Source organism: Devosia sp. Root413D1 (assembly GCF_001425235.1).
In the GTDB taxonomy this organism is placed as follows: domain Bacteria; phylum Pseudomonadota; class Alphaproteobacteria; order Rhizobiales; family Devosiaceae; genus Devosia_A.
Genome location: NZ_LMEA01000010.1, coordinates 20,149 through 33,106, shown reverse-complemented (window position 1 = coordinate 33,106; position 12,958 = coordinate 20,149). Strand labels below are relative to the sequence as shown.

Below are 12,958 nucleotides of genomic sequence, written 5' to 3'. Positions count from 1 at the left end.
ACCGGCCGCGCCCGCGGCTCAACAGCCCGAAAGGACCCGACATGGACAACTTCAGCTACACCGCCTCCGCCGAACTCTATCCCAGCCGCCGCTACGCCAAGTCGCCGCGCGAGCAGTATCGCCGCTTCAAGACGGCAGCCGAGGCCATCCAGTATATCGTCGAGGACCGCCCAGCTGCCTGGCTGATCGGAACCTTCCTCGAGGTCGATGGACGGCGCTTCGATGGCGCCGCTATCCGCGCCCTTTACGAAGCCGACGGCTACCCGCTGCAGCGTCAGCAGGCGGCCGCCGCCTGATCCTCAAGCCTTTCTTCCCTGGCTGAGTTCGTGCAGACATCTTGTGCCCGCATGAATCGGCACCCCTACGTGGGGTCAGGGGAGAGAGGCCATGAAGAAACTCATCAACGACATTCCGTCGCTCGTCCGTCAGTCGCTCGAAGGCCTCGCGATGCTCCATCCCGGGCTGGCGCTGCTCGGCAGCGAGAACACCCTGGTCCGCTCCGACCTCGAGGCTTTCCGCAACAGCGGAAAGGTAGCGATCGTCACCGGCGGTGGCGCCGGTCATGAGCCGGCCCATGCCGGCTATGTCGGCAAGGGCATGCTGACCGCCGCGGTCAGCGGCGACGTCTTTGCCTCCCCCTCGACCGACGCGGTCTACGCGGCGCTCCGTGCCGTCGCCAATCCGGCCGGCATCCTGGTGATCGTCAAGAACTACACCGGCGACCGGCTGAATTTCGGCCTCGCCGCCGAGATGGCCCGCGCCGACGGCATCCCGGTCGAGCTGGTGATCGTCGATGACGATGCGGCGCTCGGCAAGGCCGAGCGCACCGCCGGCCGCCGCGGCATCGCCGGCACGGTGTTTGTCCACAAGGTCGCCGGCGCCGCTGCCGAAGCCGGCCTGTCGCTGAGCGAGGTGAAAGCCCGGGCGCTTGCCGCCATCGGTGCCGTCGCCTCGATGGGTGTCGCACTCTCCCCCTGCACCGTGCCCGCCGCCGGCAAACCCAACTTCTCGCTCGGCGACGACGAGATGGAGCTGGGTCTCGGCATCCACGGCGAAGCCGGGGTACAGCGCGTCATTATGCAGCCGGCCCGCCAGGTGGTCGAGACTCTCATCGACACCATCCTCGCCGATCGCGGCCTCGAGCGCGGCGACCACGTTGCGCTGCTGGTCAACAATCTCGGCGGCACCGCGCAGATGGAAATGAGCATCGTGGCGCGCGACGCGCTTCAGGTGCTGCAGGCGCGCGGCATCACCGTCGATCGCGGCTTTGCCGGCACCTTCCTCACCGCCATCGAGATGACCGGCATCTCGCTGAGCCTGCTCCACACCGACGACGCACTCCTCGCAGCGCTCGATGCCCCCACCACCGCCCCGGCCTGGCCCGGCACGCATGGCCGGCTGCCGCTTACCGAGCTCACCACCCTGCCCGCTCCGGCCATCGGCAGCGACCCCACCGCCGGTTCCGGCCCGGCCACCCCGGCCGAGCTCGTTGCTGTGCTCACCTCGGCCTGCCACGCCATCATCGCCGCCGAAGCCGAACTGACCGAGATGGACCGTATCGTCGGCGACGGCGATATCGGTCACTCGCTGGCCAGCGGCGCCAACGCCTTGCTGCAGCTGGCGCCCGCCTGGACCGGCCGGCCGCTCGATGCGGTGCTGCGCGAGATCGGCCTTGCCCTGCGCAAAAGCATCGGCGGCACCTCCGGCCCGCTCTACGCCGCCTTCGCCATCGCCGCCGCCCAGGCGGTCGCAGACGGCGGGGCCGACAGCGCCACGCTGGCCCGTGCCTTCGCCGCCGGAGCCGACGCCATCAAGCGGCTGGGGGGCGCCGACGCCGGCGACCGCACCATGCTCGACGCCCTCATCCCCGCCGCCGCAGCGATGACTGCCGGCACCACCGCCGGGCAGTTGAGCTTGGCTGCCGCGGCCGCCCGCTCCGGCGCCGAACGCACCGCCGCGATGCACCCCCGCCGCGGCCGCTCCAGCTATATCGGCGACCGCGCCCTCGGCCACCCCGACCCCGGCGCCGTCGCTATCGCCCTCTGGCTGGAGGCCGCAGCGAAAGCCGCGGGCTGAGGCCGAACCGCATTTCCCTGCGACCACCGGTTCGGGTCGCGGGGGGGAAACCATTTCCGCTGCTCCACGTTTCGTCGCCAGGCCCGGCACGCCTCAACGAAAACAATAGTGGAGACAAATCATGATGATCCGCAGCCTCGTTTCCGCCGCCGCCCTCTCGCTGGCCATGCTGGCATCGGGCGCCCTGGCGCAGACCTCGATCAACGGCGTCGAGATTTCCGCCGAGGATCTGCCCAAGGTCCAGGCGCAGTGTGATGATCTCGCGGCAGAAGCCGCCAAGGCGGACGGCGCCACCAACACCGACGAGACCAAGGCCGACGCCAGCAACGACGAGTCGAGCGATGAGCCCGATACCCCGGCCGAAACCGCCGAGGGTACCACCAAGATCGACCTGGCGACGCTGACACTCGACGCCTGCAAGACGGCCGGCTTCGTGAAGTAAGCCGCGGCCTGGCGGTGGGGCCGAGGGCTCCATTCCGCCCATGCGCAAAGCCCGGCCACCCTCGAGGTCGTGCGGGGCTTCATGCTGTCTGGTGGGAACCCGTCCCCGGGAGAGGAGTTGATTCCGAAGAGAGCGGTGGCTGGCGAAGGATCCCCTTCAACCTTGGACTCGCCGGCTGCCGCTCTCGTATGATTGCCACTTCGGCTGGTCGCCCAAGCAATGCGATCGCTGAACCGGCGCCTTGCCGCCGGCCCGTCGAGGCCGACGCGTCGCTGCTCTCGTCCAGGCTCAGCGTTCTGCAGGAGCCGAGGTTTGTACCCTGCTCATCAGCTCGACGGCGAGGGCCTGCAAGCTCTCGGTCTGGGCGGCGCTGAACTGGCGCGGCGCAACGTCGAAGATGCTCAGCGTGCCGACCGGCTGTCCAGACTCGGGCAACAGCGGCACGCCGGCATAAAAGCGAATGCCATTTTCGAGCAGGAACGGGTTCTCGCTAAAATGCTCGTGGGCGGCAACATCCTCTATCACCAGCGGGCTGCCCTGCTTGCCAACCTGCTCGTACAGCGAACTGGCATCGAGATTTGCCGGCGGCGGCGGCTCCTCTGCGGAACTGTCGGCTCGCTCGATGATGCTGGCGGTGGCGAGCGGAACCTCGAAGGTCGCGGCGACCCTGGCCAGGAAGTCGTCGAGCCAGCCGCCATAGCGGGTGTCGCGCTGCAGCCGGCGCAACGCCTCGAGCTGTCCGACACCGCTCGGCGGCTCGGCCTCACTGCCGGCGCCATCAGCCCCACCCAGGAGGGTGAGCGCCTGTGCCAGGGCCCCCTTCATGCTCCGGGCGATAGCATCGACCCCGAGGTCGGCGGGCATGAAATCTGCGTCGGAACTGGCGACGTTGAACAGGCAGGCAAGAATTGCGGTCTCCGCGCTCCTCCCCTTCAGCCGTCGCGCAGCGTAGCGCACGAAGCTCTTTGGGCTGCTGCCCAGATAGCACAGGCACACGGCGTTGACGCCGCTCAGGTCGATCTGCCCCAGCCCTTCGCGCCGGGCCGACATTGGCGGCAACTGGCTGACCTCCACCCCGGCCTGCTTCAGCAGCGCACCGAGCATCTCGGCGGCCGCGGCATCGAGCTCGGTCCTGCCACCGATGACGAGGACTTTGCCGGCGCCCGGCAGTTCGCTCTGCATGGTCTCAGAGGGCGCCAGTTCGTCCATGACGTCGCTGAGCGTCTCGACGATGGCGCGGCGCGGCCCCATGTCGGACCCATCGAGTTGCAGGTCGGCTTCTGCGAGTCGCAGCGCCGGCAGCGCTATGCTGTCGATGAATTGAGGCAGATCAGTCTCGGCCACCTCGGAACTCGCCATGTCGATAGCTTCCTCGGTGTTACGCGCCAACAGCCGCTGGTAGAAGCGCTGCTCGCCGGTCAGCACCGGCTCGCTGCCGAGCAGGATCTCGAGGAAAGCCAGGTTGGGGACATAGCGCCCGATCACCACGAGGCAGACCGTCAGTGGCGTCGCCAGCAGCAGTCCGATCGGACCCCACAACGTCGCCCAGAAGATTGCGGCGACGAGGACCGCGAGGGCCGAAAGCCCGGTGCTCGAGCCGTAAAGGCGGGGCTCGATGGCATTGGTCGTCGTCAGTTCGACCACCAGGTAGAGCAGGATCACCCCGGCCAGCATGGTCCAGCCCGGATCCACCGCGAATGCCAGGGTGAGCGGAATGGTCACAGCAATGAGCGTGCCGACGAAAGGTATGTACCGAAACAGCGTGGCGAACAGCCCCCAGAGCACCGCGTTGGGCACCCCCAGCAGCACCAGCCCGGCGCCGAACACCACGCCGTAGCCGGCGTTCACCAGGAACTGCACCAGCAGGTAGCGGCTTACCCGCTGCGCCGACTCGTTGAGCACCTTGGTGCTGGTCCTGAGGTCGCCGCGGCTGACCAGCCTGAGGAAGCGATCGCGCAGGTCCTCGCGTTCGAGCAGCAGGAAGATGACGAGGACCGTGACGATCGCGCCGGTCGCCAGCGGGCCGAGCAGTGAGCCGAGCAGGCCTTGGACCGAGGCCAGCGGCGAGGGCGGAACATTGGCGATGGTCACCGGCAGGGGGTTGCCCTCGGTGCCGGGCTTGTTGCCGGAGAGACCAGTCTGTTCGCCCAGCCGCTCGGCCGCCTGCGCCAGGCGCTCGAACACGTCCTCGGAGCCTGCGGTCATCTGGAAAGACCGGATCTTGGCGGCGATGGTCGATTGATACTGCGGCAGGTCTCCCGCCAGCTTCAGCAACTGGGTCACCACGAGGTACCCAACCAGTGCGAGCACCACGCCGGCACCGAGGACCGCCACAAGCGTTGCGACGACGTTGGGTAATCCGACGCGACGCAGCCCCGCCACCACCGGCGACAGGGCGAAGGCGAGCAGCACCGCCAGCACCAGGGGCACAAAGATCCCCTGCCCCAGATAGAGCCCGACAATCAGCGTCAGAACGAAGCCGGCAGCTGCCGCCGTTTCGAGCGGCAGGCTGCCCTTGTGGGGAAGCGGAGCATTGTCCGGTGTCGCCATAGATACTCCCGACGGTGGCCCGCCTTGTTCTCATCAACTGGTCGACGGCGTACCGACGCCGGCGCGCCACCCGGCGCCGGGCCATCGGCCGCGGAGACCCATTTCAGGCGGACAAGGAGGGATCGTCCGTAACAGATCGAAGCTGTGAACTCCCTGACGTCACTTCGGTTGCTTAAGCGCAAGCTCGAAGCTCGGAGGCCCCAGCCTGATCAATGCCTGCGGGGTCGCGGCGATTGAGCTATGAGCCGCATCGATGACGAACAATGCGGGCCAACCGATCTGCGCGCAGTGGAGCACGGGTGGCGCACAAGCCGTTTTCCGTCGAGCCTCTTGCTCCGCCAGGCCGGAAAACGAAAAACCCCGCTTTCGCGGGGCTTTTGCAATCCAAGCTTTGGTTGCGGGGACAGGATTTGAACCTGTGACCTTCAGGTTATGAGCCTGACGAGCTACCGGGCTGCTCCACCCCGCGTCAGATATCAAAGCCTTGGCTTTTTGCGCCTTCGTGTGCGGCCATCGCCGCCGACGCAGGGGGTATATAGGGGGTGATCTCCGCCACCTCAAGGCAAAAAGCGCGTTGCGTGACAGTTTTTTGACCTGAGGCCCCGAACCCCTTACTGCGCCGGGGCCGGAGTCCCCTCTGCCGGGGCTTCCGCCTCGACCGGCGGCTTGGCCCGGCAGCCGATGCCGAGCTCGCGATAAAGCTTGTTGCCGGCATTGATCAGCTGGCCCCGCGCCACTTCGAGCCCGCGGCGGCTGGCACGCGGGCCGAGCGCCTCCGGGCGCTTGGCCACATCCTTGGAGAGCTTTTCGAGATAGGGCACGAACAGCTGGATCGACTGCATGGCCGAGATCACCTCGGGACACCTCTTGCCGATCCCCGCCGCCACGGCCAGCGTCAGGTTCGCCTCGGCCGCCTGGCGTGCCTCGATCACCGCCTGGGTGAATTCTGCAGTCTGCAGCTTCACCGGTTTGGCGTAGCGCGGCTGGTTCGCCTTGTCGGCCGGCATCGCAAAGCTGGCGCAGAGCCGACTGAACCATTCCTCGGCTCTGACCCGCGCCGCAAAGGTGATGACGCGCGACTGGACGATATGGGTCTGCAGCGCCGCGATGTCCTTGGCGGGCTTGCCCTGCAGCGAGCCCCGCGCCTCGGCGAGCAGCCGATAGCCGAGTGCAAACGAGTTGGAGGCGCGGGTCAGTTCGGCGCAATCGCTGCGCTGCGCCGCGGGCTGCAGCTTCAGCGTGTCCCGCCCCACCGACTGGGTCACGGCGCCGACCAGTGCCGCCAGCTCCTTGAGGTTCATCTGACCGATCCGGCTCAGGTCTGATTCGTCCTGTGCCACGGCCGGCCCCGCCACGACTGTCGCGACGGTGAAGGCGAAGACGGCGAGCGGCAACAGAAATTTGCGCAACGGCGATATCCTTGAAATGGCGCGGACAATCTCTCCGATCCGGCTCGCCCGCGCAACCTCGGCCCGACCTTCGGGGGATTGTCTGGGCCAGCCTCGCCTCATACGGTGCGCGCCGAACTGAAGGGGCATTTCCATGAAGATGAAGACGCTTGGCCGCACCGATATCCCGGTGTCCGAGATCTGCCTGGGCACCATGACCTGGGGCAAGCAGAACACCGAGGCCGAAGGCCATCAGCAGATGGATTATGCCGTCGAGCAGGGTATCAACTTCTTCGATACCGCCGAGATGTACGCCGTGCCGCCCGACGCCTCGACCTACGGCAAGACCGAGGAAATCATCGGCAGCTGGTTCAAGCAGACCGGCAAGCGTAACGACATTGTGTTGGCATCGAAGGTCGCGGGCGGCGGGCGGCCATGGGTGCGCGGCGGCCGCGGCATCGATGGGCCGAGCGTGCGCGAAGCGGTGGAAGGCAGCCTCAGGCGCCTGCAGACCGACCGCATCGATCTGTACCAGATCCACTGGCCCCGCCGCGGGCACTACCATTTCGAGGGCTCGTGGGACTACAACCCCTACCTGCAGCATAAGGAAAGCGTGTTGCCCAACATGCTCGAAGTGCTGCAGGTGATGGGCGAGCTGGTGCGGGAGGGCAAGATCCGCCATTTCGGCCTCTCCAATGAGAGCGCCTGGGGCACCATGCAGTATCTGAAGCTCTCCATGGAGCTCGGCCTGCCGCGGGTGCAGACCATTCAGAACGAATACAATTTCCTGCGCCGCTACTACGACATGGATCTGGCCGAACTGGCCTTCCATGAGGATGTCGGGCTCCTGGCCTATTCGCCGCTGGCGGCAGGCGCCATCTCCGGCAAATACCTTGGCGGTGTGCTGCCTGAGGGGACGCGCGGCGCCGTGGCCGGCTCCGCCTATCGCAACAACCAGTACACCGAGCCGGCGATCCGGGCCTATATCGAGCTGGCCGACAAGCACGGTCTCGACGTCTGCCAGATGGCCATCGCCTTCTGCCTCACCAAGCCGTTCATGACCTCGGTGATCATCGGCGCGACGACCATGGAACAGCTCAAAACCAATATCGGCGCAGCCGATGTCGAGCTGTCGGAGGCGGTGCTGAACGAGATCCAGCAGATTTTCATGCGCTACGCGCGGACGCTGTAGGCGATCAGACTGCTGGCAGACGGCCCCCTCCCATCCTCCCCCATGAAGGGGGAGGTGCCCCGCTGGTGCTTGTGGCACGATCGAAGACAGAGCCTCGACTCTTCACCTCCCCCTTCATGGGGGAGGCCGGGAGGGGGCCGTCTCTCTCAGTCGACCCCCCTCCCTTTCCACCGCTCCCGAACCCCGCGCAAATCGCTTCCCCCTTGCACTCCCGATTTGGCATCTCAATTCTCGACCAATCCGATAGGGTTTGTCATTCTCTTTGCATACGCCGGGTTCCCTCCTCCCTTCCCGGCGGCAACGCGGCCCCGCTGCTTCCCCCTGTAGGTGGCGGGGCCGACCCAACCGAGGAGTTATGCCGTGCTGCACTTTGTTGGAATCCTGACCCCGCGCGATGACCTGCCGCCGGGCGACGACCGGCAGAAGCCGTTCTTCGGGCCCGAATGGCGCCTGACCCGCAGCGAGCGCGATGCCGCGGTGCTCGACGGCAAGTGGCCGGCCCCGGCGGAAGAGCAGCGCGACCCCGCCGAAGGCATGCGCTTCGTTTCCCTGCTGTCGCCACCCTTTATCTGAGCGTTTCCAGGCAGCGTCACGGCGCTATAAAGGAGCCATCGATTCCCCGAGGGACTCCGGGCGCCATGACGCTGTTCGCGACACTTTTCCCGCTGATCTGCTGGTTCGCCTACAACTATGGCGTGCCGTTGCTGGAGCGGAAGCGGCCGTCGCTGTCGGTAATCATGTCGATGCAGCGCCGCCGCTGGGTGGCCAATGCGGTGAAACGCGACACGCCGCTCGATGCCATCCTCGCTGGCAACCTGATGGGTTCGGTGAGCTTTCTCGCTTCGACTTCGGTGCTGCTGGTGCTGGCGGTGTTCACCGCCTTCGGCAATCTCACCGCGCTGACCGACACGCTGACCACCGTCGGGCTGAAGGCGAGTTACACCACGCAGGACGTACAGATCCATCTGTTCGCGACGCTCGCCATCTTCGTTCTGAGCTTTTTCTCGTTCACCCTGGCACTACGCCAGTTCAACCACTTCTGCATCCTGCTCGGCGCCATCGAGCATTCCGAGCACGTCGCCCGCGACGAGATCGACGGCATCGCCCAGCTCAACACGCTGGCGGCCAAGAACTTCAACAACGGCATTCGCGCCTACTATTTCGCCGTGCCGATGGTCGCCTGGTTCGCCAATGAATGGCTGGCGGTAGGGGCGAGCCTCGTCACGGTGGCTTTCCTGATCCACCGCGAGTTCTTCTCCACCGCCCACCGCGTCGCCGCGTCCATCGCCGTCCTCGCCAGCCGGCGCGAGAAGGAACACGGCTGACGCGTTGGAGCGCTTTCAGGAAAAGTTGCAGACTTTTCCGGTTCGAAAGCGCGACGAGTCAAAAAACCTGGAGGTGCGAGGCTAGAGGTCCTGGAACACCCGCCACGGCTGATAGAGCTTGGGGCCGCCGCCACCCAGCTGCATTTTCTCGCTCCATTTGCCCAGCAACTCGCCGCTGACATCAGCCGTCGCCATCAGTGGCGCCATCAGATGCCCGATATGGGCGAAGTGCTCCAGCGCTGCATCGATATCGCGATAACGCTCGTAGACGATCGCCTCGCTCTCATCCTCGTTGAAGAAGATCTCGTATTGCAGCGTGCCGGTGTCCTGGGTGCGGACGATCTCCATCGCCTGTTCGCACAGCGCCTTGTATTCCGCCAGCTTGCCGGGCCGAATGACTGCACGGGCGACGCCCTTGATCTCTTCCATGATGTTTTCCTTTTCGAAATGACTGCCCCGCCGGGCGGGGTTTGAAATGTGGTAGGCAGTGCTGCTTCAGCGGTGCTGCCCGAACGCCTCGATCAGCACGTCGTGGCTGATCCCCAGATCGCGCAGCCGGTGTTCGGGAGTGAACAGCAGGCTCTGCAGCGCCATGCGCCGCTGCCGCGCCGCCCGACGATCCGCCAGCCAGCTGTCGACGGCTCGCAACAAGCCGGCACAGGACGGCGGAACGACATGATCGTGGATAACGTCAACGAGGCCCATTTGGCTTCTCCGACTGTTCGACTAGCGGACAGTCAGGAAATTAGGGCAAACTGGTTAGGCGAGTAATGACCAGTTGGAGCCGATTGAGTTGTCCAGTCGCCACATCGAACTGCTGATCGCGGTCGACCGAGACGCGGGCGAGCCGATGCGCGCCCAGCTCGAGCGGCAGCTGCGCGATGCCATCCGTAACGGGACCTTGCGGCCGGGAGGCGAACTGCCATCGACCCGCGACCTCGCCCTGCATCTGGGGATCTCGCGACCGCTGGTGATGGAGGCCTACTCCCAGCTCGCCGCCGAGGGCTATCTGGCGCTGCGACAGGGGGCAGTGCCCCGCGTGGCTGACACCGCCCCACGACACGAGCGGCGGGAGTTTCCGCCCGAGCTCTTCACCACCGCGATCTTTCGGTACGATTTCCGCCCCGGTATCCCTGACCTCTCGACTTTTCCCTCGCAGCTCTGGCTCAAGGCGGTCGAAGCTGCGCTCAAGACCATGACATCGAGCAATTTCGGCTATGCCCAGCGCTTCGGCGTCTGGCCACTGCGCCAGGCGCTGGCCGACTATCTCGGCCGGGCCCGCGGCGTCAGTGCCGATCCGCGCCAGATCCTCGTGACCGGCGGCTTCGAGCAGGCCCGTGGTTTCCTCGCCCGGGCCCTACGGCGGCGCGGCGTCACCCAGCTGGCCGTCGAAGAGCCAGGCTATGCCAGCTATGACGCCTGGCTCGAGGCGGGGCTGAGCCTGATCCCGATCCGGGTGGATGAAGATGGCATCGACGTTGCAGCCCTCAGCCGCAGTGCGGCGCAAGCGGTGCTGCTGACGCCGGCGCACCAATCCCCGACTGGCGTGGTGCTGAGCGGCGCCCGCCGCTTGGCGCTCGCCAGCTGGCTGCGCAGCAACAATGCCATCGCCATCGAGGACGATTATGACGGCGAGTTCCGCTACGACCGGGCGCCGGTCGGCGCGTTGCAGGGGCTCGCCCCGGACGTCGTCGTATATGCTGGAACCGCCAGCAAAACCCTCGCTCCGGCGCTGCGCCTCGGCTGGCTGGTGGTGCCGGCCGATCTTCTGCCCGGGCTCGAGCGCGAATTGCTGCTAATGGATTACGGCCGCAGCCGCATCGACCAGTTCGCGCTCGCCCATTTCATCTCGTCCGGCAACTACGACCGGCACCTGCGCAAGATGCGCGGCGTCTACCGTGACCGCCGCGAGGCGCTGCTGGCCGCCATCAGCACGGACCTGCCCGAGGGCGAAGTCAGCGGCATCTCGGCGGGCCTCCACGCCACCGTCCGCTTCCGTCGGCGCCTCAACGAAGCCGCGATCCGTGAGAGCGCCGTGAAGCGCGACATGGGGGTGGCGTTCATGCGGCGGCTCTATCTCAGCGTGGCGCCCGAGGCGAGCACATTGCTGCTCAGCTACGCCAACATGCCCGAGGCGGTGCTGCGCACCGCCTTCCGCACCCTGGTCGGCCTGCTCGACGGCTAGGCGGGGATGGGATCGCGTCAGACCCGCAGCGCCAACTTGCCGATGCTGGCGCGACCTTCAAGGGCGGCGAGGGCTCGCGGCCCATCGTCAAGCTTGTAGATCGTCGGCTGCACCGGGGTGAGGACACCGGCGCCGATGAGGCTGAACAACTCGCCCATGACTTCGCCGAAGATCCGCGGCGCCGCCTGGATCAGCTTGCCCATGTTGAAGCCGATGATCTGGACCTGGTGCTCGTAGACGAGGTCCCAGTTGCTGAGCGACGCCTCGCCGGCCGGCAGCCCGGTCACCACGACCCGGCCGGTAACCCGTCGCGTCGCCGCGAGGCTGGCGGCAAAAGTCTCGCCGCCGACCGACTCGATGACGAGGTCGGCGCCGATACCACCGGTAAGCGCCAGCACCTGGGCGGCAAGGTTGTCGCTGCGCGAGTCGAGCACATGGTCGGCCCCCAGCGATCGCACCACCTCATGCTTTTCCGGTGAAGCCGTGCCGATCACTATCGCGCCGTAGTGCTTGGCGATCTTCACTGCAGCCTGGCCGGTCGCCCCGGCGGCGGCATGGATCAGCACCGTCTGGCCCTCGGCCAGTTGCCCCATCGGCTTGAGCGCCGCGATCGCCGTCGGCAGGTTGACCACCAGCCCGAGCGCCTGCTCGCCGCTCCACCCCGGGGGGATCGGCACCGCGGCAACTGCCGGCAGCACCATGTACTCGGCGAATGCGCCGTGACCGACGCCGATGACTTCCGCCCCGAGCACCGGGTTGGTTACGCCTTCGCCCAAGGCGACCACCTCGCCTGTCGCCTCAAAGCCGGCGAGATAGGGTGGCCGGGGCCCACCGCGAAACGTGCCATGCGCCTGCGAAAGATCGGCGATGTTGACGCCGGCAGCGTTGACCCGGACGAGAACCTGCCCGGGGCCTGGCGCCGGCACCGGCGCGTCGGTGATCATCCTCAGGTCCTGCGGACCGTTCAGGGATGTTTGCTGCAGGGCACGCATGCTGGCGGGGATGCTCATTGAACTGGTCCTTGCTGGAAGCGCCGATGTCTATTGTTTGTTGATCGACAAACAAATAACTGCATGGCGTCCGCAGCTCCGTCAAGCTATAGTTTGTCGATCGACCAAAAAAGGAAACCTCATGGCAGCGCGCGGCAGGCCACGCACATTCGACCGAGACGTCGCGCTTCGCAGCGCCATGGATCTGTTCTGGGAGCGTGGTTACGAGGGAACGTCGATGAAGGACCTGACCGAGGTCATGGGGATCGCGTCGGCCAGCATCTACGCCTCGTTCGGCAGCAAGGAAGAGCTGTTTCGCGAGGCGGTCGCGCTCAATGCCGCAACGCAGGGACAGCCGCCAAGAATCGCACTGCGCGAGCAGCCGACCGCCCGCGAGGCGATCCACGCCATGCTGCGCGCCGTCGCCGACACCATTACCATCCCGAATTCGCCGCGCGGCTGCATGCTGGTGCTCGCCGCGCCGACCGGCGCAGTGGAGAACCACCCGGTCCGCGAATTCCTCGCCAGCGTGCGCCACGCGCAATACCGCGAGATCCGCGAGCGGCTGGCGCGTGGCGTTGCCGACGGCGATCTTGCGGTCGGCGACACTCAATTGACCGGCATTGCCCGCTACTACACCACCGTGATGCACGGCCTGTCGATCGAAGCCCGGGACGGCGCCAGCCGGGCCGAACTGGAAGTGGTGATCAGTTGCGCCATGGCCGCCTGGGACACGCTGGCCGCAGCTGCACTCGAAGCTCGCCGAGCCAAGCAGACTGCGGGCGAGCCCGCCGTGACCTGACGGTTATGT

At 66.6% G+C, this 12,958-nt stretch carries 13 protein-coding genes and 1 tRNA gene; 8 read left to right on the top strand and 6 right to left on the bottom strand.

Translation table 11 applies throughout. The features are described 5' to 3' along the window. The first annotated feature begins 41 nt into the window (after window positions 1-41). From ASC89_RS14880 to ASC89_RS14870, 3 genes are all read left to right on the top strand, one after another. Window positions 42-296, top strand: a complete 255-nt coding sequence (locus tag ASC89_RS14880; protein ID WP_055999103.1) for a hypothetical protein — start codon at window positions 42-44, stop codon at window positions 294-296. Window positions 297-387: 91 nt separating this feature from the next. Continuing rightward, window positions 388-2,076, top strand: a complete 1,689-nt coding sequence (locus ASC89_RS14875; protein WP_055999100.1) for a dihydroxyacetone kinase family protein — start codon at window positions 388-390, stop codon at window positions 2,074-2,076. A gap of 121 nt (window positions 2,077-2,197) precedes the next feature. Further along, window positions 2,198-2,518: a hypothetical protein gene (locus tag ASC89_RS14870; RefSeq protein ID WP_055999097.1), complete on the top strand. Its 321-nt coding sequence runs from the start codon at window positions 2,198-2,200 to the stop codon at window positions 2,516-2,518. 288 nt (window positions 2,519-2,806) lie between these two features. Here ASC89_RS14870 and ASC89_RS14865 read toward each other — a convergent pair whose 3' ends face one another. The 3 genes from ASC89_RS14865 to ASC89_RS14855 form a co-directional block, all read right to left on the bottom strand. Continuing rightward, window positions 2,807-5,068, bottom strand: a complete 2,262-nt coding sequence (locus ASC89_RS14865) for an AI-2E family transporter (RefSeq protein WP_055999094.1) — start codon at window positions 5,066-5,068, stop codon at window positions 2,807-2,809. Window positions 5,069-5,460: 392 nt separating this feature from the next. Continuing rightward, a tRNA-Met gene (locus ASC89_RS14860) sits at window positions 5,461-5,537 on the bottom strand. Between the two features lie 142 nt (window positions 5,538-5,679). Next, window positions 5,680-6,477: a hypothetical protein gene (locus tag ASC89_RS14855; RefSeq protein WP_055999092.1), complete on the bottom strand. Its 798-nt coding sequence runs from the start codon at window positions 6,475-6,477 to the stop codon at window positions 5,680-5,682. 133 nt (window positions 6,478-6,610) lie between these two features. Between ASC89_RS14855 and ASC89_RS14850 the strand changes: the two genes are divergently transcribed. The 3 genes from ASC89_RS14850 (at window position 6,611) to ASC89_RS14840 (ending at window position 8,973) form a co-directional block, all read left to right on the top strand. Next, window positions 6,611-7,648 (top strand): aldo/keto reductase, encoded by a 1,038-nt coding sequence (locus ASC89_RS14850; protein WP_055999089.1) that lies wholly within the window; start codon window positions 6,611-6,613, stop codon window positions 7,646-7,648. 360 nt (window positions 7,649-8,008) lie between these two features. Next, window positions 8,009-8,221: a hypothetical protein gene (locus ASC89_RS14845; RefSeq protein WP_055999086.1), complete on the top strand. Its 213-nt coding sequence runs from the start codon at window positions 8,009-8,011 to the stop codon at window positions 8,219-8,221. 65 nt (window positions 8,222-8,286) lie between these two features. Continuing rightward, entirely contained in the window at window positions 8,287-8,973 is a 687-nt protein-coding gene (locus ASC89_RS14840) for a DUF599 domain-containing protein (protein ID WP_055877707.1), read from the top strand. 81 nt (window positions 8,974-9,054) lie between these two features. Here ASC89_RS14840 and ASC89_RS14835 read toward each other — a convergent pair whose 3' ends face one another. Together ASC89_RS14835 and ASC89_RS14830 are read right to left on the bottom strand one after the other, a co-directional pair. After that, entirely contained in the window at window positions 9,055-9,402 is a 348-nt protein-coding gene (locus tag ASC89_RS14835) for a putative quinol monooxygenase (protein ID WP_055877710.1), read from the bottom strand. Window positions 9,403-9,468: 66 nt separating this feature from the next. After that, entirely contained in the window at window positions 9,469-9,678 is a 210-nt protein-coding gene (locus ASC89_RS14830) for a hypothetical protein (protein WP_055999083.1), read from the bottom strand. A gap of 88 nt (window positions 9,679-9,766) precedes the next feature. Between ASC89_RS14830 and ASC89_RS14825 the strand changes: the two genes are divergently transcribed. Then, window positions 9,767-11,158, top strand: a complete 1,392-nt coding sequence (locus tag ASC89_RS14825) for a PLP-dependent aminotransferase family protein (protein WP_200940453.1) — start codon at window positions 9,767-9,769, stop codon at window positions 11,156-11,158. Between the two features lie 17 nt (window positions 11,159-11,175). Here ASC89_RS14825 and ASC89_RS14820 read toward each other — a convergent pair whose 3' ends face one another. Next, window positions 11,176-12,168: an NADPH:quinone oxidoreductase family protein gene (locus ASC89_RS14820; protein ID WP_055999077.1), complete on the bottom strand. Its 993-nt coding sequence runs from the start codon at window positions 12,166-12,168 to the stop codon at window positions 11,176-11,178. 121 nt (window positions 12,169-12,289) lie between these two features. On the opposite strand from ASC89_RS14820, the gene ASC89_RS14815 reads away from it, so the two are divergent. Continuing rightward, window positions 12,290-12,949: a TetR/AcrR family transcriptional regulator gene (locus tag ASC89_RS14815; RefSeq protein WP_055999074.1), complete on the top strand. Its 660-nt coding sequence runs from the start codon at window positions 12,290-12,292 to the stop codon at window positions 12,947-12,949. Window positions 12,950-12,958 lie beyond the last annotated feature (9 nt).